This is a genomic window from Streptomyces sp. NPDC056452 (assembly GCF_042796085.1).
Taxonomy (GTDB): domain Bacteria; phylum Actinomycetota; class Actinomycetes; order Streptomycetales; family Streptomycetaceae; genus Streptomyces.
Genome location: NZ_JBHTRI010000023.1, coordinates 1 through 22,135 on the forward strand (window position 1 = coordinate 1; position 22,135 = coordinate 22,135).

At 69.4% G+C, this 22,135-nt stretch carries 12 protein-coding genes; 9 read left to right on the top strand and 3 right to left on the bottom strand.

The features are described from left to right. Nucleotides 1-69: 69 nt before the first annotated feature. The 6 genes from ACFQ6X_RS22420 to ACFQ6X_RS22445 all read left to right on the top strand — a co-directional run bounded on the left by ACFQ6X_RS22420 (nucleotide 70) and on the right by ACFQ6X_RS22445 (nucleotide 8,103). Nucleotides 70-1,677 (top strand): sugar ABC transporter ATP-binding protein, encoded by a 1,608-nt coding sequence (locus ACFQ6X_RS22420; RefSeq protein WP_383184007.1) that lies wholly within the window; start codon nucleotides 70-72, stop codon nucleotides 1,675-1,677. After that, nucleotides 1,674-2,675 carry an ABC transporter permease gene (locus ACFQ6X_RS22425; RefSeq protein ID WP_383184008.1) on the top strand — a complete coding sequence of 334 codons (1,002 nt, stop codon included), beginning with the start codon at nucleotides 1,674-1,676 and terminating at the stop codon, nucleotides 2,673-2,675. Before ACFQ6X_RS22420 ends, ACFQ6X_RS22425 begins: the two co-directional genes overlap by 4 nt. Beyond that, nucleotides 2,672-3,727, top strand: a complete 1,056-nt coding sequence (locus tag ACFQ6X_RS22430) for an ABC transporter permease (RefSeq protein ID WP_383184010.1) — start codon at nucleotides 2,672-2,674, stop codon at nucleotides 3,725-3,727. The genes ACFQ6X_RS22425 and ACFQ6X_RS22430 overlap by 4 nt, the downstream gene beginning before the upstream one ends. 56 nt (nucleotides 3,728-3,783) lie before the next feature. Continuing rightward, nucleotides 3,784-4,821 (top strand): LacI family DNA-binding transcriptional regulator, encoded by a 1,038-nt coding sequence (locus tag ACFQ6X_RS22435; protein WP_329214171.1) that lies wholly within the window; start codon nucleotides 3,784-3,786, stop codon nucleotides 4,819-4,821. Beyond that, nucleotides 4,821-5,885, top strand: a complete 1,065-nt coding sequence (locus ACFQ6X_RS22440) for an aldose epimerase family protein (RefSeq protein ID WP_383184013.1) — start codon at nucleotides 4,821-4,823, stop codon at nucleotides 5,883-5,885. Before ACFQ6X_RS22435 ends, ACFQ6X_RS22440 begins: the two co-directional genes overlap by 1 nt. A gap of 205 nt (nucleotides 5,886-6,090) precedes the next feature. Beyond that, on the top strand, nucleotides 6,091-8,103 hold the full coding sequence (locus ACFQ6X_RS22445) for a GTP-binding protein (protein ID WP_383184015.1): 2,013 nt from the start codon (nucleotides 6,091-6,093) through the stop codon (nucleotides 8,101-8,103). 58 nt (nucleotides 8,104-8,161) lie between these two features. On the opposite strand, the gene ACFQ6X_RS22450 is transcribed toward ACFQ6X_RS22445, so the two are convergent. Further along, nucleotides 8,162-11,194, bottom strand: a complete 3,033-nt coding sequence (locus ACFQ6X_RS22450; RefSeq protein ID WP_383184017.1) for a carbohydrate binding domain-containing protein — start codon at nucleotides 11,192-11,194, stop codon at nucleotides 8,162-8,164. A gap of 279 nt (nucleotides 11,195-11,473) precedes the next feature. Between ACFQ6X_RS22450 and ACFQ6X_RS22455 the strand changes: the two genes are divergently transcribed. Further along, entirely contained in the window at nucleotides 11,474-11,896 is a 423-nt protein-coding gene (locus ACFQ6X_RS22455; RefSeq protein ID WP_383184019.1) for an acyl-CoA thioesterase, read from the top strand. 15 nt (nucleotides 11,897-11,911) lie between these two features. Here ACFQ6X_RS22455 and ACFQ6X_RS22460 read toward each other — a convergent pair whose 3' ends face one another. Together ACFQ6X_RS22460 and ACFQ6X_RS22465 are read right to left on the bottom strand one after the other, a co-directional pair. After that, nucleotides 11,912-12,496 carry a YdeI family protein gene (locus tag ACFQ6X_RS22460; RefSeq protein WP_383184207.1) on the bottom strand — a complete coding sequence of 195 codons (585 nt, stop codon included), beginning with the start codon at nucleotides 12,494-12,496 and terminating at the stop codon, nucleotides 11,912-11,914. Between the two features lie 112 nt (nucleotides 12,497-12,608). Beyond that, nucleotides 12,609-15,806 carry an alpha-L-rhamnosidase gene (locus ACFQ6X_RS22465; RefSeq protein ID WP_383184021.1) on the bottom strand — a complete coding sequence of 1,066 codons (3,198 nt, stop codon included), beginning with the start codon at nucleotides 15,804-15,806 and terminating at the stop codon, nucleotides 12,609-12,611. Between the two features lie 350 nt (nucleotides 15,807-16,156). On the opposite strand from ACFQ6X_RS22465, the gene ACFQ6X_RS22470 reads away from it, so the two are divergent. Both ACFQ6X_RS22470 and ACFQ6X_RS22475 read left to right on the top strand, forming a co-directional pair. After that, nucleotides 16,157-17,341, top strand: a complete 1,185-nt coding sequence (locus ACFQ6X_RS22470; protein WP_383184023.1) for a S8 family peptidase — start codon at nucleotides 16,157-16,159, stop codon at nucleotides 17,339-17,341. A gap of 394 nt (nucleotides 17,342-17,735) precedes the next feature. Then, nucleotides 17,736-22,025 (top strand): discoidin domain-containing protein, encoded by a 4,290-nt coding sequence (locus tag ACFQ6X_RS22475; protein ID WP_383184025.1) that lies wholly within the window; start codon nucleotides 17,736-17,738, stop codon nucleotides 22,023-22,025. The last annotated feature ends 110 nt before the right edge of the window (nucleotides 22,026-22,135 follow it).

Sequence of the window (22,135 nt, forward strand, 5' to 3'; positions counted from 1 at the left end):
GCCCTCTGACGAGGGCCACGGCGGCTCCCGGGCCCACACCCTTGGAACAGCGGAAGGCCAAGACCACCCATGGCACCACCCGAAGCAGTACCTCAGGCACCGGACGCGGCCGTGCCCACGGCCGCCGCGGTGCTCGAAGCCCGCTCGGTGAGCAAACGGTTCCCCGGCGTCGTCGCCCTGGACGACGTCTCCTTCTCCCTGCGCGCAGGGGAGACGCACGCGCTCGTCGGCGAGAACGGCGCCGGCAAGTCGACCCTCATCAAGGTCCTGACCGGTGTGTACCGGCCGGACGGGGGCGACCTGCGGATGGCGGGTCAGCCGGTGAGGTTCGCCCGGCCGTTCGAGTCCCAGCAGGCCGGCATCTCCACGATCTACCAGGAGGTGAACCTCGTCCCGCTGATGAGCGTGGCGCGCAACATCTTCCTCGGCCGTGAACCCAAGAACAGCCTCGGCCTCATCGACTTCGCCCGCATGCACCGGGAGACGGCCGAACTGCTCGACGGCTTCGGCGTACGCGTCGACCCCCGCCGCCCCCTGCACACCCTCGGGATCGGCACGCAGCAGATGGTCGCCCTGGCACGGGCCGTCTCGGTCAACGCCCAGGTCGTCATCATGGACGAACCCACCTCCTCGCTCGAACCGCGTGAGGTGGAGACCCTCTTCCGGGTCATCGAGACCCTGCGCGCCCAGGGCATCGCCGTGCTCTACGTCAGCCACCGCATGGACGAGCTGTACCGGATCTGCGACCGCGTCACCGTCCTGCGCGACGGCCGCCACATCCACACCGGGGACCTCGCCGACCTCGACCGGATGCAGCTCGTCTCGATGATGCTCGGCCGCGACATGGCCGAGGTACGCCGCTCCGGCGTCACCAACTTCGCGGCGGAGGGACACGAAGCGGCCCGCACCCCGGTGCTCACCGCGACCGGCCTGACCAGCCGCCACCAGCTCCACGACATATCCCTGTCGCTGTACGCGGGCGAAGTGCTCGGCCTCGGCGGCCTCCTCGGATCGGGCCGCAGCGAGACGGCGAAAGCCCTGTCCGGTGCGCTGCCCCTGGACGCGGGCGAGCTCACCGTCGACGGCACCGCGCTGAACCGCCTCACCCCGGCCGCCGCCATCCGGGCCGGGATCAGCCTGCTGCCCGAGGACCGCAAGGCGGAGGGAATCGTCCCCGGCCTCTCCGTCCGCGAGAACATCGTGCTGGCCGCCATGCCGCGCCTCTCCCGCGCCGGTGTCGTCTCCCGCGCCAAGCAGGACCGGATCGTCGACATCTTCATGAAGCGCCTGCGGATCAAGGCGTCGAGCCCCGAGCAGAAGGTCGGCGAACTCTCCGGCGGCAACCAGCAGAAGGTCCTGCTGGCCCGCTGGCTCTGCCTGGAACCCAAGGTCCTGCTGCTCGACGAACCCACCCGCGGTATCGACGTCGGCGCCAAGGCCGAGGTCCAGAGCCTCATCGACGACCTCGCCCTGGAGGGCCTGGCCGTCCTGCTCATCTCCTCCGACATCGAGGAGCTCATCGAGGGCGCCGACCGGATCGTCGTCCTGCGCGGCGGAGCCGTCGCAGGCGAACTGGCGGGCGACGAGGTGGCCGAGAGCCGGCTGCTCGAAGTACTCGCCGACCATGCACCGGCGCCGGGAGACAAGGCCCCGGCCGCTCAGGAGGACCCCCGATGACCCAGGCCGCCGTCTCCCCACCCGTAGAGCCAGCCAAGCAGCCCGCCAAGCGTGTGACGCCCCTGGCACGGCTGCGTGACCCCGCCTGGTACCAGGAATACGGCGTGTACGTCGCCGTGGCGGTCGTGCTGCTCTTCAACGCCCTGTTCACCGACCACTTCATGACCGCGGACAACTTCCGCACCCAGCTCGTCCAGGTCGCCCCCATCGTCATCGTCGCCCTGGGCATGGCCCTGGTCATCGGTACCGAAGGCGTCGACCTCTCCGTCGGCTCGACCATGGCGCTCGCCGCCGCGTTCCTGCCGCTCTATCTCGGATACGGGCTCGTGCCCGCGCTCGTCGTCTCGCTCCTCGCGGGCGCGGTCGTCGGAGCGGTCAACGGCACGCTGGTCTCCCTCATCGGGCTGCAGCCCATCGTGGCCACGCTCGCCCTCTTCGTCGGCGGCCGGGGACTGGCCCTGGTCATGGCCGACGGCCAGCTCAAGCAGATCGTCAACCCCGACCTGCTGTCGCTGGGAACCGGCTCCTTCCTCGGCATTCCGCTGGTCGTCCTGATCGCCGGAGTCCTCGCCGTCGCCGTGGCCTTCCTCGTGCAGCGCACCACCTTCGGGCGGCAGATCGTCGCCGTCGGAGGCAACCGGTCCGCGGCCGCCCTCGCGGGACTCCCGGTGAAGCGCGTCCTCATCGGTGTGTACGTGCTCTGCGGCGTGCTCGCGGCCCTCGCCGGCATCCTCGCCACGGCCAGGCTCACCGCGAGCGACCCGTCCTCGCTCGGCACCCTCATGGAACTCTCCGCCATCACGGCGGTCGTGGTCGGCGGCACGCCCCTCAACGGCGGCTCCATCCGGGTGCTCGGCACCGTGGCCGGCGCCCTGCTGATGCAGCTCCTGCGCGCCACACTCGTCAAGCACGACCTGCCCGACTCCACCGCACAGATCGCCCAGGCGGCCATCATCATCGCCGCCGTCTACGTCGCCCGGGAGCGTCGGTCCCGATGAACGAAACCACACCCGCCCCCGCAGTCCAGGCCCCGGCCGTGCGGAAGGCCGCACCCGCGGGCGGCAAAGCTCCCCGCCCCGCCGCCCCCGCACCGGACACCAAGCAGCGCGTCGCCGAACTCCTCCAGCGCCAGGGCGTCCTCGCGGTCCTGCTGACCGTCGTGATCGCCGCCTCGTTCATCTACCCGACCTTCGCCTCCCTGGACAACGCGCGCGGCGTGACGATCCAGGCGTCCTTCCTCGCCGTGGTCGCCCTCGGCATGACCATGGTCATCATCACCGGCGGCATCGACCTGTCCGTCGGGTCGGTATTCGCCCTCGGCGGAGTCCTCGCCGCCTGGGCCTCGCAGTACGGCTTCCTCGCCGCCCTGCTCGTACCCCTCGTGGTGTGCGGTGCGATCGGGCTGCTCAACGGGCTCCTGATCGCCCGGGGCAACATGGCGCCCTTCATCGTCACCCTCGCCACCCTGCTGGCCGCCCGCGGTCTGCTGCTCGCCCTCACCGACGAGGGCGCCACCACCTACCTGGTGCCCAAGGACTCCGCCTTCGGGGAGCTCGGCCAGGGCAGCGTCTGGGGCTTCGGCTACCCGATCCTGATCGCCCTGGTCCTCTTCGGGGCCGGCGGACTGGTGCTGCAGCGCACCTCGTTCGGGCAGACCCTCTTCGCCGTCGGCGGCAGCAGCGACGCGGCCACCCTGATGGGCCTCCCCGTCGCCCGCACCAAGATCCTCGTCTACACCCTCAGCGGCCTGCTGGCAGGACTCGCCGGTGCGCTCAACGCGGCCCGGCTGTCCTCCGGTGTCACCATCGTCGGCGTGGGCATGGAACTGGACGCGATCTCCGCGGTCGTCATCGGCGGCACGCTGCTCATCGGCGGTGCCGGCTCCATCAGCGGAACCCTCTGGGGCGTCCTGCTGCTGGCCGTCATCCAGAACCTGATCAACCAGATCGGCTCGCTCAACTCCTCGTACCAGTCGGTGGTCAGCGGCGGTTTCCTTATCGTTGTCGTGGTGGCCCAGCGCTATCTGGCGCGCAGTCGCAGAAGCACCTGACGACGAACCAGCTGTACCGAGCCGAACCACTGAGCCAAGTCGATCCAAGGAGTGCCGTGGGCGTCAGCCTCAAGGACGTTGCGCATCGGGCGGGCGTGTCCATCAAGACCGTGTCGAACGTGGTGAACAACTATCAGCACGTCACACCGGCGATGCGCGCAAAGGTGCAGAAGGCGATCGACGAACTCGGCTACCGGCCGAACCTCACCGCCCGCCACCTGCGCAAGGGCCGCACCGGGATCATCGCCCTCGCCGTACCCGAGTTCGGCAACCCCTACTTCGCCGAACTCGCCGGAGCGGTCGTCGACGCGGCCGCCCGGCACGACTACACCGTCCTGGTCGACCACACCGCCGGCCTCCGGGAGAAGGAACTCCTGGTCAGCCAGGGATTCCGGTCCCATGTGATCGACGGCCTCATCCTCAGCCCCATCCACCTGGAGACCGAGGACCTCATGGCACGCACCGAGACGGCGCCGCTGGTGCTGCTCGGCGAGCGTGAGTACGAGGCACCGTACGACCACATCGCCATCGACAACGTCGCGGCGTCCCGCGAGGCCGTGCGCCACCTCATCGACAACGGCAGCCGCAGGATCGCGTTCCTCGGCTCACGTACCGGCCGCGAACGCCAGCCCGCGCATCTGCGGCTGCGCGGCTGGCGCGAGGAACTGGCCGCCGCGGGCATCGAGCCCGACGAGTCCCTCGTCGTGGTCACCGACGGATACGGCCGCGAGGACGGCGCCACAGCCATGGCCTCGCTCCTGGACCGGGGCGAGCGGCCGGACGCCGTGTTCGCGTACAACGACCTCATCGCCATCGGCGCGATGCGGACCATCACCGAACGCGGGCTGAGCATCCCGGACGACATCGCCGTCGTCGGCTTCGACGACATCGAGGAGAGCCGGTACGGCACCACCACGCTCACCACCATCGCCCCGGACAAGGAGGCCATCGCCCGGCTGGCCGTCGACAGCCTCGTCGAACGCCTCTCGGGCGAACCGGTCTCCGAACCACGCCGGCCCCGCCCCGGCTACCGCCTCATCGTCCGCGAATCCACCGCACCCGGGCGTGCCCCCGCTCTTCACAAGGACCTCTGATGCCGCGCCCCACCGTGCACCGCACACCGTTCGGCTCCGCCCATGGGACGGAGACCGGCCTGTGGACCCTCGACTCCGGTACCGGAGTCGTCGCCCAGGTACTCACCTACGGCGCCTCCCTGCACAGCCTCACCGTGCCCGACACCCAGGGCGCGACCGCCTCCGTCGTACGGTCGCTCGCCACCGTCGACGACTACACGGGCAAGCACCCGTACTTCGGCGCCGTCGTCGGCCGCTACGCCAACCGCATCGCGAACGGCCGCTTCACCCTGGACGGGGACACGCACCACGTCCCCGCCAACGACCGCGGCCACGCACTGCACGGGGGCCCCGAGGGATTCCACACCAAGGTGTGGGACGCCACCGCGGACGGTACCGACGACAGCGTGTCCCTGCGCCTCACCCTGCACAGCCCCGACGGCGACATGGGGTTCCCCGGCGCGCTCGACGCGACGGTCACCTACACCCTCGACACGGCGGGCACCCTGGCCATCGACTACGCCTCGGTCACCGACCGGGCCACTGTCGTCAACCTCACCAACCACGCCTACTTCGACCTGGCGGGCCGGGGCGACATCCTGGGCCACCGGCTGGAGGTCGACGCCGACACCTATCTGCCGGTGGACGGCGACGGCATCCCGCTGGGAGCGCCGGCCGCGGTACGCGGCACACCGTTCGACCTCACAGCACCGCGCGTACTGGGGGAGTCCATCGGACTGGAGGACGAACAGCTGCGCCTGGCGGGCGGGTTCGACCACTGCTGGGTGCTGCGGGGGACCGATGGCGGTCTGCGCCGGGCCGCCCGCCTCACCGCCCCGGACTCGGCCCGCGTCCTGGAGGTGTGGACCACCGAGCCGGGCATCCAGGTCTACACCGCCAACCAGCTCGACGGCTCGTTCACCGACGCCTCCGGCCGCCGCCACGAACGCCACGGCGCGGTCTGCCTGGAGACCCAGCACCTGCCCGACTCACCCAACCGGCCCGACCAGCCCAGCACCGTCCTGCGCCCCGGAGAGACCGCCCGGAGCCGCACCGAACTGCGCTTCCCGCACCTGGAGGCCTAGGGTCCTTCGTTTGGATCAATGCCGGGCCCGCGGGGCCCGGCACGCGCATCCGATCCAAACGAAAGACCCTAATTCGATTGCCCCGCGAAGCGGCTGCCTGCTGTAATTCCGGCACCAGCCGAACAACCCGGGAGAAATTCCATGCGCCGAGCTTCTGTGTCCACCCAGACAGGAATTGACACCTATCTCGAGGGCATGAAGCTCAGTGCACACATTGAACCTGGGAATTCTGGCGCACGTCGACGCCGGTAAGACAAGCCTGACCGAGCGGCTTCTCCACGCCGCCGGAGTCATCGACACCGTCGGCAGCGTCGACGACGGCAGCACACAGACCGACTCGCTGGCCTTGGAACGGCAACGCGGCATCACCATCAAGTCCGCGGTCGTCTCCTTCGTCATCGACCACGTCGCGGTCAACCTCATCGACACCCCCGGCCACCCGGACTTCATCGCCGAGGTGGAACGGGTCCTCGGTGTGCTCGACGGCGCGGTGCTCGTCGTCTCCGCCGTGGAGGGTGTGCAGGCACAGACCCGCGTCCTGATGCGGACGCTGCGCCGGCTGCGGATCCCCACACTCGTCTTCGTGAACAAGACCGACAGGGGAGGCGCCCGGTACGAAGGTGTCCTCGCGGACATCGCGGAGCGCCTGTCGAGCGATATCGTCGCGATGGGTTCGGCCGAAGCCCTGGGGACCCGCGACGCCCGCACCGTACCGTTCACCGCCGCGGACGCGGGATTCACCACCGCGCTGACCGATCTGCTCACCGGTCACGACGACGACCTGCTCGCCGCCTACGTCGACGACGCGACGGGCATCCCGTACGAGCGGCTGCGCGCCGGTCTGGCGGCGCAGACCCGGCAGGCGCTGGTGCACCCGGTGTACTTCGGCTCCGCGGCCACCGGGGCGGGTGTGGCGGACCTGATCGCGGGAATCACCGAGCTGCTGCCGGTGACCGGCCAGGATGCCGAGGGACCGGCATCGGGCACGGTGTTCAAGGTCGAGCGCGGTCCTGCCGGGGAGAAGGTCGCGTACGTCCGGATGTTCTCCGGAACGGTGCGCACGCGTGAGCGCGTCCGCTTCCGGGGGGACGGCGAGGACGACGGGCGCGAGGGCAAGATCTCCGGCATCACCGTCTTCGACCGCGGTACGGACGACCGTGCTTCCGCACTCACCGCCGGCCGGATCGGCCGGCTGAGGGGGCTCGGTGCCGTCCGGATCGGGGACAGGATCGGTGAGGCGCCCGCGAAGCCGCAGACACAGGCCCACTTCGCCCCGCCGACGCTGGAGACGGTGGTCTCCCCTCTCCGCAGGGAGGACCGGGGCGCCCTGCACACCGCGCTCGGCCAGCTCGCGGAGCAGGACCCGCTGATCGGTGTACGGCGTGACGACATCCGTCAGGAGGTCTCCCTCTCGCTCTACGGCGAGGTGCAGAAGGAGGTCATCCAGGCGACGCTGGCCGACGAGTACGGCATCGAGGTCACCTTCCGGGAGACGACGACCATCTGCCTGGAACGGCCGGCCGGAACCGGCGCGGCCGTCGAGGTCATCGACCGGGACCCCAATCCCTTCCTCGCCACGGTCGGACTCCGTGTCGATCCCGCACCGACCGGCAGCGGGGTGGAATTCCGGCGGGAGGTGGAACTCGGATCCATGCCCTTCTCCCTCATGAGGGCCGTGGAGGACACCGTGCTGGAGACGCTCGGCCAGGGAATTCACGGATGGCAGGTCACCGACTGCACCGTCACCCTGACCCATTCCGGATACTGGCCCCGGCAGAGTCATTCGCATGCCGTGTTCGACAAGAGCATGTCGAGCACGGCGGGCGACTTCCGCAACCTGACACCGCTGGTGCTCATGGACGCGCTGAAACAGGCCGGGACCACGGTGTACGAGCCGATGCACCACTTCCGCATCGAGCTCCCGGCCGATACGTTCGGCCCGCTCGTCCCGGTCCTCGCACGGTTGCGCGCCGTCCCCCGGACTCCGCGGACGCGGGGCCGCGTGTGCACCCTGGAGGGCGAGGTACCCGCCGCCCGCATCCACGAACTGCAGCAGCTGCTGCCGGAGATGACGCGCGGCGAGGGGGTGCTGGAGTCCGACTTCGCGCACTACCGGCCCGTCGAGGGCCCCGTTCCGCAGCGGCCCCGTACCGACCACGACCCGCTCCACCGCAAGGAGTACCTGCTGCGCACCCTGCGGCGGGTGGCCGGAAGCTAGAACGGCCGGGCGTGGCGCACGCGCATCGCGCGCCCGCCACGCCCGGGTTCACCTCGGGTCACTTCAGGTAGGCACCCGCCGTCCCGATCATGCCCGGGGCCGCGTTCTTCCCGCCGAGGTCGAGGACGTACACCCGCAGGTTGCCCTTGCCCGGTGCCGGGACGGCGAGCGTGCCGCCCGTCACCACCCGGGTGTCCCCGGTGACGGCGTCCTTATAGGTGCCGTTGGGGATGCCCGCGTACGTGGCGCTGCCGGTGACCGTCACCAGCGCGAAGCTGTCCGTGCCGCTCGCCGCGTCGGTGTACCGGCGCTTGTACGCCATCGACCCCGTGATGCCCTCGGTGGAGTACTGGCCCATCTGCAGGGCGGGCACGGCCCGTCGGATCTCGTTGAGCCGCTGCACATGCTTGACCAGCGGCTTCGCGAGGGTGTCGGCGACGGCACCGGTCGCCGAGGAGACCTTGCTGAAGTCGGACGCCCTGACGTCGCCCGCGAGCTGACCGCCGAAGTACGCGCGGCCGGTCGTCGCCAGCGGGCAGGTGGGCCCGCAGTCGATCTTCTTGCCGGCCTGGAACTCGACCTCGGAGCCGTAGTAGAGCGTGGGGATGCCCCGGAAGGTCCACATCAGGGACATGTTCTCGGCCCAGGCGTCGGTGCCGCCCGCGTACCGTTCGCTGCTCTTGTTGGGCCCGTAGTCGTGGCTGTCGACGTACACGACGTTGTAGGTGGCGTCGTTGTAACTGTCGTCGGAGTCCTTGCCGTTGTTGTACGCGTTGTTGGCGTCACCGAAGTTCATGTGCATGCGCATGTCGATGACGTTCATGCCGGAGAACCTGCTGTGGTCCGGTGCGTGGTACGCGTTGCCGTTCAGGAAGGCGTTGGTGGAGGTCGGCTGGGAGCCGGTGCCCTGCTGCTGTTCGTAGTCGTACATCTCCAGCGCGGCCTTCTCGTCGTCCGCGTCGTACTCCTTGCGTTCCTTCCAGGTGTAGAACTGCGCGGAGTGGTTGACCGAGCCGCGATTCCACTTGTCGTTGACGAAGGCCGCGACCTCACCGAAGACGAAGAAGTTCTTCGCGGCCTCGGCGCCGAACTGCTGGGTGACGCGCTCCTGGATCGCCGGAAGGAAGCGGCGGTTCCAGGTCGTACGGGGGATGTGCACGGCGGTGTCGACCCGGAAGCCGTCCACGCCCATGTCGATGTACTTGTTGTAGGCGCCGATCAGGTAGTTCTGGACGGGCGCGCTCTCGGTGTTGAAGTCGGCGAGGTCGTCGTGCAGCCAGCAGCTGCGGGAGTCCTCGCCCTCCCAGTTCCCGATCCAGCAGTTGTGGTAGTACGCCTTCGGGAACATGCCCGAAGTGGGGTTGGGCCACTGGCAGTTGTAGATCCGGTACCCCTCGGGCGAGGTGTACTGGGTGGGCGTGCCCCAGTTGACGCAGGTGTTGCCCGAAGGCTCGGCGGTCGACCAGAGGTCGCCGTTGTAGTACGACTTCCCGGACTTGGGCTCGACGGTCAGGCCGTCGTACTCGAACCCGTCGTTCTTCTCGTCGTAGAACCAGCTCCACTGGGCGTCGCGGACTCCGTACGCCTTCGGGGTGAACAGGCCCTTGGCGCCCCAGCGGGAGGAGTGGTTGTAGACGACGTCCTGGTAGATCTTCATGCCCTTGGCGTGGGCCGCGTTGATGAGGTCCTGGTAGGAGGCACCGGCGGACTCCAGCCGGGCGTCGACCTCGTAGAAGTCGTAGCCGTGGTAGCCGTGGTAGTCGTAGTCGGACCGGTTCAGCACCACCGGGGTGATCCACACGGCGGACATGCCGAGGCCCTTGATGTAGTCGAGCTTCTCGACCAGGCCCTTGAAGTCGCCCCGGAACATGGGGTCGTTGTTCGCCGCGTTGCCCGACTTCGTGTGCTGGCTCCCACCCCGGTTGTTGGAGGTGTCACCGTCGTTGAAGCGGGCGGTGAGCACGAAGTAGATCGGGTCCTTGCGGGGATCGGTGCCCAGCGGTTCCCCGGCCGCCGGTGCCGCGGGCTTCTCGCCCGTGGTCGCGGTGGCGGCTGCCGAGGCGGCCGACACGTTCCCGGCGGCGTCGACGGCCTTGACCGTGTAGCTGTAGGCCGTCTTCTCCTCCAGCCCGGTGTCGGAATACACGGTGGAGCCGACGTCGGTGACCATCGTGCCCTTCGTGCCCCCGGTCCGGGTCACCTGGTACTTCGTCACACCGCGGTCATCGGTGGACGGATCCCAGGTCAGCACGACGGACACACCGTCGGCGTCGGCGGTCACCTTCGTGGGCAGGGTCGGTGCCTGGGTGTCCGGGACCTCGGCGGCGCAGGGGTCCTCGGCGTCGGCGGTGACCTTCTTGTCCTTCACCGTGGTGAGCCCCGCCGGCACCGTGTAGTTGGCGCCGTTGTTGTTGTCCCACACCCCGTTGCCGTTGTTGAACGTGGCAAGCATCGTGGTCGCCGTACCGAGGTCGACGGACTTCCTCACCCAGCCGGTACAGGCGGCCTCCATGCCCACGCCGGGCACGGTGGTCCAGGCGCCGCCCGTCGGCTGGTAGTGCAGATTGGTGGTGGTCCAGCCGACCGTGGCGGTCGAGTAGTAGACCGCCGCGGTGTGTGACCCCCCGGGGTCGGAGGTCGGTGTGGGTGTGGGTTCCGTACCGGTGTCCGCGCACGGGTCGCTGTGGGCCACGACGCCGTCCTTGACGGTGATGTTCCCGGTGCCCAGGGCGTAGTTCTTCCCGGCGTTGTTGTCCCAGACGCCCGAACCGTTGTTGAACGTCGCGGCCAGACCGGAGGCGCTGCCCAGGCTGACGGTCCGCTTCACCCAGTCCGTGCACGCGGCCTCCATCGCCACGCCCGGAACGGTGGTCCAGGAGCCGCCGTCGGGTGCGTAGTGGAGCTTGTACGCGGACCAGTTCTTGGTCTTCGTGTAGTAGAAGACGGTCGCGGTGGACTCCGAAGCGGCCGCGGGCACGGCCGAATCGGAATCCGCGGCCTTCGGTACCGCGGCCAGGAGCCCCAGCATCACGGTGGCTGCGACGGCCGCTGCCAGAGGGCGTCCGAGCAGCCGGGTGGGGGTGCGTTTCATTCGTGTGTCTCCAGGGGAGTGCCACGGGCGGGTGGACCGTGGCTGCCAACAGCACAACCGCTCCACGAGCGGCTGCGAGGATCCCGCCGGAGAACCCGGACGCGCCTCGGGGTTCGGGCGAGCAGTGCGTTCCGACAGCAAGTGCTGTCAGAATTTTGCTGCAATCTTTTGCAGTCAGGAAGTTACCCGTGCATGACAGGCGCGTAAAGAGGTTGCGTAGAGGCACCTGGCCACGGGACCCGGCGGAATGGCGGACTGCCCGCCGGTGTTCGGATGTTCATGACCTACTTCGTCGACGTCACCGTGCGCGGCTACGAGCTCGACACCCAGGGCCACCTCAACCAGGCCGTCTACCTCCAGTACGCGGAACACGCGCGCTGGGAGCTGCTGCGGGCCGCCGGACTGCCGCAGGAGAGGCTGCTGGCCGACGGAGTCGGGCCCGTGCAGCTGGAAGTGACGGTGAAGTACCTGCGGGAGCTGCGTGGCGGGGACAGAGTGCGGGTGAGCTGCGAGTTCGTCTACGGTGCGGGCAAGACCTTCGAGATCGTGCAGCAGATCGTCAAGGAGGACGGCACCCTGGCCGCGGACATCAGGGCCATCGGCGGCATCCTCGATCTGGCGGCCCGTCGGCTGGTCGCGGACCCGGCCGGGCGTCTCGCCGCGCTGGCCGAGAAGCCGGACCTCCTCGGCAGCACCGCCTGACCGCCTCCGGGCGGCTCAGCCGGACGTACCGCCCGACTCCAGCTTCGTGATCGCCCGTGCGAGGCGGGCGGCCCTCAGCTCGGGCGTCCGCGCCTTCAGGAGTTCGAGAATCACCAGGTACCTGTCCGTTCTGCCGAGCTCGTCGAACCGCTGCGCCGCGAGGGAGCCGGCGGTCAGCGCGGCCGCGAGGTCCTCGGGCACGGTGGCCTCCTTCTGCGAGGGGTACGCCGCCGCCCACCGACCGTCCTCCTGCGCGGCCCGCACCTCGGCCAGTCCCGGCTCCCGCATCAGGCCGGCCGCCGTCAGCGCCTCGACCTTGCGCACGTTGACCTGGGACCAGTGGCCGCCCCTGCGGCGGCGCGAGATCCGCTGGAGGTAGTACTCCTCGTCGAGGGACTTGCGCTGCCCGTCGATCCAGCCGTAGCAGAGCACGGCGTCGATGATCTCGGCGGCCGTGACGGACTCGATGCCCGTGCTCTTCTTCGCGACCTTCACCCACAGGTCCGACCGCACCCCGTGATGCCGCTCCAGCCAGGCCCTCAGTTCCGCGACCCGCTCGAAGAGCTGCGGCTCCGCACCCGGTTCCGTGCCGTCGGCCATGGTCACGTCCGCCTCCTCCAGGGGAGTCCTGGGCTTCTCCCCGAGCTCCTGAGGAACACGTTAGGCGCCCTGTAGGACAGTTTCCGTCCTACAGGGCGCCCGGGTGATCCCGTCAGGCGGAGGCGGCGAACCGGTGGGTGCCCGACCCGGCGGAGAAGACCGCACACCCGTCGTCCAGGCGCAGGAACGTCGCGGAGCCCTGGCCGGCGCTCCGCTCGTCCCCACCCGGTATCCACACCTCGGCGGTCGTGTTGGCGGGCAGGACGACCCGGAGGGCGAAGCCGTCCGCGTCCACCTTCCAGCGCGTCGTGACCGGCCCGTACAGGGAGTCGAACCGGCCCTCGGCCTGCGTCACTCCGCCGCCAGGACGCGGTCGCACGACGACCTTCCGGAAGCCGGGGCTCCCCGGTGCGATCCCCGTGATGTTCGCGTACATCCACTCACCCACCGAGCCGTACGCGTAGTGGTTGAAGGAGTTCATCCCGGCGTCCTGGAAGCTGCCGTCCGGCCGGATGGAGTCCCACCGCTCCCACATCGTCGTGGCGCCCCGGTCGATCTGGTAGCCCCAGCTCGGGAAGGTCCGCTGCGTCAGCAGCCGGTAGGCGACATCCGTGTGCCCGGTGTCGGTCAGCACCGGCAGCAGCCGCGGGGTCCCGAGGAACCCCGTCGACAGATGCCAGTCCTTCGCCTCGATGAGCGCGACCAGCCGGTCGGCCGCCGGCCCCCGGTCGCCCTCCGTCAGGAGGTCCATGGACAGCGCCAGTACATAGGCCGTCTGCGTATCGCCCTTGACGCGCCCGCCGGCCGTCACGTACGCCGCCCGGAACGCGTCGCGCACCCGGCCGAAGAGGCTCCGGTACGGTGCCGGGTCCTTGCCCAGCGCTTCGGCGATACGGGCGACGAGGTCGGCGCTGTGGGCGAAGTACGCCGTACCGATGACGTCCTTGGGCGTCTCGTCCTCGATGTTGAGCCAGTCGCCGTACCCGTCGGCGGGCCGCAGGAGCCCGGTGCTGTGTGCCTCCAGGTATTCCAGCCACTTCAGCATCGAGGACCAGGACTGCTCGAGGACCCGCACATCGCCGTACGCCTGGTACAGGGCCCACGGCACGGTCACCCCGGCGTCGCCCCAGCCTGCCGCACCGCTGCCGACGCCCGGCAGGTCCGGGGCGACGTTGGGGAAGGCGCCGTCGGCGACCTGGTCGTCGCGCAGGTCGTGGAGCCACTTGGTGAGAAACCGTGCCGACTCCATCGTGTACGCGGCGGTGGGCGCGAACACGTTGATGTCACCGGTCCAGCCGAGGCGCTCGTCCCGTGCGGGGGTGTCCGTCGGAATGGAGAGGAAGTTGCCGCGCTGCCCCCAGGTGATGTTGCTGTGGAGCTGGTTGAGCATGGGCACATCGGTCGTGAAGTCCATGGTGAACGGTGCCGAGGTGTGGATGACACGGCCGACGACCGCGTCGGGGCCCGGCCGGCCGGGATAGCCCGTCACCTCGACGTAGCGGAAGCCGTGGAAGGTGAAGCGCGGTTCGTACGTCTCCCGGCCGCCGCCCTTGAGCGTGTACGTGTCCGTGGCGCGGGCGGTGCGCAGGTTGGTCGTGTAGATCGTGCCGTCCGGGTTGAGGACCTCGGCATGGCGCAGCCGGACCGTGGTGCCGGCCGGCCCCGATACGGTGAGGCGCGGGGTGCCCACCATGTTCTGGCCGAGGTCGAACACGAAGACACCGGGCTCCGGCTCCGTCACCTCACGTGCCGTCAGCTCGCGCTCGACCCGGCATGCGCCGTCCACTTCGGCGACGAGCGCCGCCGTGACGTCGTCCACCTGATCGGCCGCGAGCCACCCCGACGCGTCGAAGCCGGCCCGCGTCCAGCCGTCGGTCTCCAGCCGGGCGTCGTACTCCTCGCCCGCCATGAGATCGGCGCCGGTGACGGGCCCGGTCGCGGCCAGCCAGTCGGTCCCCGAGACCACCCGCTCCGTCGAGCCGTCCGTGAAGGTGACCTCCAACTGGGCCAGAACGGCAGGCTGGTCGCCGTACTGATGCGGCCCGAACCAGGCGATGTTGCCGGCGTACCAACCCGCCGCGAGCGTGACCCCGAGTGCGTTCCCGCCCGGTGCGAGCAGTCCGGTCACGTCGTACGTCTGGTACTGGACCCGCTTGTTGTAGTCGGTCCAGCCCGGTGCGAGCCGGTCCTCGCCGACCCGCTTGCCGTTGAGGAACACCTCGTACAGCCCGAGCGCGGTGGAGTACAGCCTGGCGCGCGCCACACGTTTGCGGCCGAGCCGGAACTCCTTGCGCAGCTGGGTGGCGGGGGAGTGCGCCACCTGGACGCGGCCCCAGGGCCCGGAACCCCAGGGGGCGAGGACCTTGGCGGCGGACCACGCGCTGTCGTCGTAGGTACCCGACGCCCAGTCCCCCGAAGGCTCTTTGTCGCTGGTCCGCCAGTCGGCGCCGGTGGCCAGGGTGACCACACCGTCAGCGGTGGTCAGCTCCAGCAGGCCGAGCAGTCCGGCGGGTCCTTCCGTGGCGTTGGTGGCCGACACGGCGATCACATGCACGCCGGGGGAGAGCCGGTCCGTCACATCCCTGAGGACGGGCCGCTGCCAGTTGTTGGCGGGGCCGTCCGCCTCGGTGTGCGCCACCTCCACGCCGTCCACCCGGGCGGTGAACCCGTCATCGGCCGTCATGACCAGGCGTGCGCGGGTGACACCGGCCGGAATCTCCACCCGGCCCCGGAACCAGCGCGTGGCCGCGGGCGCACCGGCGGCCGGATCGCCCTCGGGGAACCAGATCCACGAGGCTTCGTCCAGCGCGGGCGCAGCGGTCAACGCGGCCGGCGCGCCGATCCAACCGGCCGACCAGTCCGATTCGGCCAGGAGCCCTGTCTCCCACCAGGACGGCTCGCTCCATCCGGAGACCTGCCCGCCGGAGTCCCACACACGCACCGACCAGTGGTAGCGCGTACGGGACACCGGCTCGGGGCCCGCGTACGGGACCAGCACCGACCGGTCGGACTCGACCTTGCCGCTGTCCCAGACGTCGGGCTTCCCGAGGCGTTCCGGGGCGGTGGCGACCCGCACCTGGTACGCGGTCTGGGTCCGGCCGGGGAGGCCCGACGCGACCGGCCAGCTCAGTCTCGGACGAGGGGTGTCGAGGCCGAGCGGATGGCGCACGTATTCGACGGTCGGTTCGGTGACACGGGCCCGGCCGGCGGCTGCCCGCGATGATCCTGCGGCGTGCGCGGCGGGTGCGGACACCGCAGCGAGCGCTGCGGTGGCTGCGGTGGTGCTGAGCAGTCGTCTTCTGCTGATCACAACTCGGCTCCGTAACGACGCGATGATGAATCGTTTCAGTCATGTGAAGCTAGGGTTGTGTCCGGTCCCTGTCAAGGGTTCCTTCGTGATCGAGGTCTTTCTGGCTTGATGATTGAAAGCCTGCTGTGTGCGGCATTGACGTCCATGTTGAAGCGGGTTTATGTTCGCCCGCAGGAGGAAGTTGAAACCTTTCAGGCAATCGGCCGAATGGGCCTGCCCCGGTACCGATCTTTGCGCTGTCCGGCTGACGTGACTCAAGGCGCGACCCGGATGTGGACGAAAGGTCAGGTGTTCGCACCTCGCGGGCCTGTCCTGGTCCGCGATCGGCTCCTCCACGTCAAGGAGAACGCATGCGCCTGCGCGCCCACTGGGCCCCGGCCGCTCTACTGCTGATGGCCCCGCTGATCGGCACCACCCCGGCCACGGCCGACACCGGCGACAGCCTCGTCCCGGTGCAGAAGTCGTCCCGGGCCGTGCCCGGCCAGTACATCGTCACCCTGTCGTCCGCGCAGACGGCTGACGCCATGGCCGAGGATCTCGGGGTCACCACGCTGTTCACGTACAGCAAGGTCCTGCACGGCTTCGCGGCTTCGCTCACCCCTGCCCAGCTGGAGAAGGTGCGCGGCACGGCAGGCGTCCAGGCCGTGGAGGAGAACAGCGAGGCCTCGCTCGCACCGCCGGCCGCCAAGAAGGATGCCGGCGCCCGAGCGGCCGCCGCGAGCTGGGGACTTGACCGGATCGACCAGCGGAACCTGCCGCTGGACTCCATGTACAACGCGGCCGGTACGGGTGCCGGCGTGACCGCGTACATCGTCGACACCGGCATCGAGGCCGCCCACAGCGAGTTCGGCGGCCGGGTGGGCGAAGGCTACGACGGCATCGGCGACGGCCGGGGCGCCGAGGACTGCAACGGCCACGGCACGCATGTGGCCGGCACGGTCGCCGGCGCGACCTACGGGGTCGCGGGCTCCGCCTCGCTCGTCCCCGTCAGGGTGCTCAACTGCGAAGGGTCGGGAACCTGGGCCGGGATCATCGCGGGTCTCGACTGGATCGCCGAGAACGCCGAGCCGCCCAGCGTGGTCAACGCATCGCTCGGCGGACCCTCGTCCGCAGCGGTCGACGACGCCTTCGACGGACTCGCCGAGCTGGGCATCCTGCCCGTCGTCGCCGCGGGCAACGAGAGCCAGGACGCCTGCAACGTCTCCCCGGCGGGCGCCGACCAGGTGCTGGCCGTGGGTGCCAGCGACAACCAGGACCGGCAGACGGACTTCAGCAACTGGGGCACCTGCGTGGAGGTGTACGCCCCCGGGGCCGACATCGTCTCCGCCGGGCTCGGCGGCGGATCCACGTCACTGAGCGGAACGTCCATGTCCAGCCCGCACGTCGTCGGCGTCGCCGCCCTCTACCTGGAGCAGAACCCGGCCGCGACCCCGCAGGAGATCTCCGACTGGATCGCCGGCCAGTCCACGACGGACGTGCTGACCGATCTGGGCACCGGCTCGCCCGACCGGCTTCTGTACACCGGCGGCCTCTGACCCCCGGTCCGGCCGAACACTGATCCGCCTCCATCGGAGCGGGGTCCGCGTCACGCGGGCCCCGCTCCGTGCTGTGCCGTGGAGCAGGCACTTTGCAGCGCCTTCCACTTGCACGCAAGCGGCTTGCGTCGATTGCGCTGTCTTGCGGTCCTCGGAGCTCTTCTGCCTTGGCAATCAAATCTCTGTAGCAGCACGGCGCTTGCGCCCGAATCACTCTTCGATCCGGATCGATCGGTTCTGTCCCAACGGTGGACGCTCTCGCAGTTCTCTGCAATTCTCTGACCGCAAAACGCAAAACTCATGCTCAGTGAGCGCAGAAACAGGTGTCACCGAGCCGAGCAGACAGAGCCGCGCCCTCGACGCGCTCCGCGCCGAGGCCGAAGATCGGGGACCAATGAGAGCCACACGCTGGAGATGGCGGGCCGTTTCCGCCGCGGTCACCACCAGTCTTCTGATGATCGGATGGCCGTCGCTCGCCGCCTCGGCGGCCGACGGCCCCAGCATCGCCGCGGGCAGGGCCGCGGCGGCGAGCAGTACCGGCGACGGGCACACCGCCCGGAGCGTGACGGACGGCAACCAGTCGACGTACTGGGAGGGATCCGGCAGCTCACTTCCGCAGTGGGTGCAGACCGACCTCGGGCCGGACTCCCGGATCGACGAGGTGACGCTGAAGCTCCCCGCAGGATGGGAGAGCAGAAGGCAGACCCTCTCCATCCAGGGGAGCGCGGACGGCACAAGCTTCTCCACCCTGAAGACCTCGGGGACCTACACCTTCAGCCCCGGTTCGTCGAACAAGGTGACGATCCCCTTCCCGGCCACGAAGACCCGCTTCGTACGGGTGAACATCACGGCCAACACGGCGGGACGCAACGCCCAGCTCGCCGAACTGGAGGTCCGCGAGGCCGAGGACTCGTCGGCCGACCTCGCCGCCGGCAGGACCCTGACGGCGAGCAGCCACACCGAGGTGTACGTGGCGGCCAACGGCAACGACGGCAACCGGGCCAGCTACTGGGAGAGCAGGAACAACGCCCTCCCGCAGTGGATCCAGGCGGACCTCGGCTCCTCGGTCCGCGTCGACCGGGTCGTGCTGCGGCTGCCCGACGGCTGGGAGCAGCGGACCCAGACACTGAAGATCCAGGGCAGCACCAACGGTTCGGAATTCAGTGACCTGACGGCCTCCAAGGCGTACACCTTCAACGCCGCGGGCGGGCAGACGGCGACGATCTCCTTCGACGCCACCACCACCCGCTACGTACGGGTGCTGGTCACCGCCAACTCGGTCCAGCCGGCCGGACAGGTCTCCGAACTCGAGGTCTACGGCCCCGGGACCGGGGACACCCAGGCACCCACGGCCCCCGCCGACCTGGCCCTCACCGAGCCGTCCACCGGCCAGATCAGGCTGACCTGGAAGGCCTCCTCGGACGACACGGGCGTCACCGGCTACGACATCTACGCCGGCAACACCCTGCTGACCGGCGTGGCGGGCAACGTCACCACGTTCACCGACACACGCCCGGCCGGCGAGAGCGTCTCGTACTACGTCCGGGCCCGGGACGCGGCGGGCAACGTGTCGGGCAACAGCAACACCGTCACCCGCCAGGGCGACTCCGGCGACACGCAGGCACCCACCGCCCCCTCGGGGCTGGCCTTCACCGAGCCGTCCGCGGGACAGATCAGGCTGGCCTGGCAGGCGTCCTCGGACAACAAGGGCGTGACCGGCTACGACGTCTACGCCAACAACGTGCTCCGCAGGAGCGTGGCCGGTGACATCACGACGTACACCGACACCCAGTCGGCCGGCACCACGGTCACCTACGTGGTGCGCGCCAAGGACGCGGCCGGCAACATATCCGTCGCGAGCAACTCCGTGACCCGCAACGGTTCCACGAACGCCGCGTCCAACCTCGCCGTCTCCAAGCCGATCACCGCGTCCTCGGTGGTCCACACGTTCGTCGCGACGAACGCCAACGACAACTCCGTCACCACCTACTGGGAGGGCGCGGGCGGCAGCTACCCCAACACCCTCACCGTGAAGCTGGGCTCCAACGCCGACACCGAGAGCGTCGTCGTCAAGCTCAATCCCGACAGCAGCTGGGGCGCGCGCACCCAGAACATCGAGGTGCTCGGACGGGAGCAGAACGCCACGTCCTTCACGAGCCTGGCCGCGGCCAGGAACTACGCGTTCGACCCGGCGAGCGGCAACACGGTGACGATCCCGGTCACCGCCAGGGTCGCCGACGTCCAGCTGAAGTTCACCTCCAACACCGGGGCCCCGGCCGGCCAGGTCGCCGAGTTCCAGGTGATGGGCGCTCCCGCCCCCAACGCGGACCTTCAGGTCTCGGCCGTCGGAGCCTCCCCGGCCGCGCCCGTGGAGTCCGACCAGATCACCCTGTCGGCGACCGTACGCAACACGGGCGCCCTCGCCGCTCCCGCGGGCAAGCTCGACTTCGAGCTGGGCGGCTCCAAGGTCGCCACCGCCTCGGTGGGCGCTCTCGCCGCCGGTGCGTCCGCACAGGTCACCGCCGGTATCGGAGCGCGCGACGCGGGCAGTTACACGCTGGGCGCGGTCGTCGACCCGGCGGGCGAGATCATCGAGGAGAACGAGACCAACAACCGCTTCACCAGCAGTGCCCCGCTGGTCGTGAAGCCCGTCTCCAGCTCCGACCTCGTCGCGAACGCGGTCACCACCGCCCCGTCCGCCCCGTCCGCGGGCGACACCGTGACCTTCTCCGTCGCCCTCAGGAACCAGGGCACCGTGGCCTCCGCGAGCGGCAGCCACGGGATCACCCTGAGTCTGGTCGACTCCAAGGGCGCCACGGTGAAGACCCTCACCGGCGCGCACAACGGCGCCATCGCGGCGGGCTCCACGACGGCGCCGGTCTCCCTCGGCACCTGGACGGCCGCCAACGGCTCGTACACGGTGAAGGTGGTGGTCGCCGACGACGCCAACGAGCTCCCGGTGAAGCGCGAGAACAACACCCGCACCGAATCGCTGTTCGTCGGACGCGGCGCCAACATGCCGTACGACATGTACGAGGCGGAGGACGGCGTCCCGGGCGGCGGCGCCAAGGTGGTCGGTCCCAACAGGACCGTCGGCGACGTCGCGGGCGAGGCGTCGGGGCGCAGGGCGGTCACTCTCGACAGCACCGGGAACTACGTCGAGTTCACCACCCGGGCGTCGACGAACACCCTGGTCACCCGGTTCTCCATCCCGGACTCCGCGGGTGGCGGCGGCATCGACTCGAAGCTGAACGTCTATGTGGACGGCACCTTCCTGAAGGCCATCGACCTCACGTCGAAGTACGCGTGGCTGTACGGGAACGAGACCGGACCGGGCAACTCCCCGGGCTCGGGCGCGCCCCGGCACATCTACGACGAGGCGAACCTCATGCTGGGCAGGACCGTCCCGGCAGGCAGCAAGATCCGTTTGCAGAAGGACGCGGCCAACACCAGCACCTATGCGATCGACTTCGTCAGCCTGGAGCAGGTCGCCCAGGTGGCCAACCCGGATCCGGCCACGTACACCGTGCCCGCCGGCTTCACCCACCAGGACGTCCAGAACGCCCTGGACAAGGTGCGGATGGACACCACGGGCACCCTTGTGGGCGTCTACCTGCCGGCCGGTGACTACTCCACCGCCAGCAAGTTCCAGGTCTACGGCAAGGCCGTGAAGGTCGTCGGTGCGGGTCCCTGGTACACCCGCTTCCACGCCCCGTCCACGCAGGACAACACCGATGTCGGGTGGCGCGCGGAGGCCAGTGCGAAGGGTTCGTCGTTCTCGAACTTCGCGTACTTCGGCAACTACACGTCCCGCATCGACGGGCCGGGCAAGGTGTTCGACTTCTCCAACGTCTCGGACATCGTGATCGACAACATCTGGAACGAGCACATGGTGTGCCTCTACTGGGGCGCCAACACCGACGGTGTCACCATCAAGAACTCCCGGATCCGCAACATGTTCGCCGACGGCATCAACATGACCAACGGATCCACCGACAACCACGTCACCAACAACGAGGCGCGTGCCACCGGGGACGACAGCTTCGCGCTGTTCTCGGCGATCGACGGCGGCGGCGCGGACATGAAGAACAACGTGTACGAGAACCTGACGTCCATCCTCACCTGGCGCGCCGCGGGTGTGGCCGTGTACGGCGGGTACGACAACACCTTCCGCAACATCCACATCGCCGACACCCTGGTGTACTCCGGAATCACGGTCAGTTCACTGGACTTCGGCTATCCGATGAACGGATTCGGGACCGGCCCCACCGCGATCGAGAACGTGTCGGTCGTGCGGTCGGGCGGGCACTTCTGGGGGTCGCAGACCTTCCCCGGCATCTGGCTGTTCTCGGCCTCCAAGGTGTTCCAGGGCATCCGGATCTCCCATGTGGACATCGTCGACCCGACGTACAGCGGGATCATGTTCCAGACGAACTACGTCGGTGGACAGCCCCAGTTCCCGATCAAGGACACGGTGCTCACCGACATCTCGATCACCGGAGCGCGCAAGAGCGGTGACGCGTTCGACGCGAAGTCCGGCTTCGGTCTCTGGGCCAACGAGATGCCGGAGGCGGGCCAGGGCCCGGCGGTCGGTGAGGTCACGTTCAACGGGCTGAAGCTGAGCGGCAACGCCCTGGACGTCAGGAACACCACCTCCACCTTCAAGATCAACATCAACCCGTAGAGGGCCTGGGAGGTATGGAGGACCCGGAGGGTTCCACCGGAAAGGAGCAGGGATGAGGGGGTGCCTCGCGGCTTCCGCGGGGCACCCCGCCTGCGTAGACTCTTTGCAGC

What these genes read in the sequence shown, in the direction of transcription:
- ACFQ6X_RS22430 (WP_383184010.1), top strand. Translation starts at nt 2,672, where the DNA reads ATGAACGAAACCACACCCGCCCCCGCAGTCCAGGCCCCGGCCGTGCGG.
- ACFQ6X_RS22450 (WP_383184017.1), bottom strand. Translation starts at nt 11,194, where the DNA reads ATGAAACGCACCCCCACCCGGCTGCTCGGACGCCCTCTGGCAGCGGCC.
- ACFQ6X_RS22475 (WP_383184025.1), top strand. Translation starts at nt 17,736, where the DNA reads ATGAGAGCCACACGCTGGAGATGGCGGGCCGTTTCCGCCGCGGTCACC.
- ACFQ6X_RS22460 (WP_383184207.1), bottom strand. Translation starts at nt 12,496, where the DNA reads ATGGCCGACGGCACGGAACCGGGTGCGGAGCCGCAGCTCTTCGAGCGG.
- ACFQ6X_RS22420 (WP_383184007.1), top strand. Translation starts at nt 70, where the DNA reads ATGGCACCACCCGAAGCAGTACCTCAGGCACCGGACGCGGCCGTGCCC.
- ACFQ6X_RS22425 (WP_383184008.1), top strand. Translation starts at nt 1,674, where the DNA reads ATGACCCAGGCCGCCGTCTCCCCACCCGTAGAGCCAGCCAAGCAGCCC.
- ACFQ6X_RS22455 (WP_383184019.1), top strand. Translation starts at nt 11,474, where the DNA reads ATGACCTACTTCGTCGACGTCACCGTGCGCGGCTACGAGCTCGACACC.
- ACFQ6X_RS22470 (WP_383184023.1), top strand. Translation starts at nt 16,157, where the DNA reads ATGCGCCTGCGCGCCCACTGGGCCCCGGCCGCTCTACTGCTGATGGCC.
- ACFQ6X_RS22440 (WP_383184013.1), top strand. Translation starts at nt 4,821, where the DNA reads ATGCCGCGCCCCACCGTGCACCGCACACCGTTCGGCTCCGCCCATGGG.